Consider the following 275-nt stretch of genomic DNA (forward strand, 5'->3'; position numbering starts at 1 on the left):
TGCTGTAAAGCTCGACGATACGGCCCCAGGGCCGCAGAGTATCTGGCTTGGACAAGGCTGCTGCTTCGCGGTACCAAGCATCGGCTTGCGAATCCAACGGCGGCAGATGGTCTTTCTCATTAACACAGACAAACGATGCGCTGTTGGCCATCACGGGAACGGCTGCAAGACAGAGCACGGCCCCAAGTCCAATAGCCATCAGCCGCATCACTGCCCTGGTTTCCAGTCGGGCCGATCTGCATCGTAGCCCTGGGTCGGGTGAGGAGGCAGAGGAT

At 59.3% G+C, this 275-nt stretch carries 1 pseudogene; it reads right to left on the reverse strand.

The annotated features are described in order from the left end of the window. Positions 1-199, reverse strand: a pseudogene (locus HMPREF2886_RS34000) (sel1 repeat family protein); the annotation flags it as partial. Between the last annotated feature and the right edge of the window lie 76 nt (positions 200-275).

The sequence above is a fragment of the Pseudomonas sp. HMSC066A08 genome (assembly GCF_001813025.1).
In the GTDB taxonomy this organism is placed as follows: domain Bacteria; phylum Pseudomonadota; class Gammaproteobacteria; order Pseudomonadales; family Pseudomonadaceae; genus Pseudomonas; species Pseudomonas aeruginosa.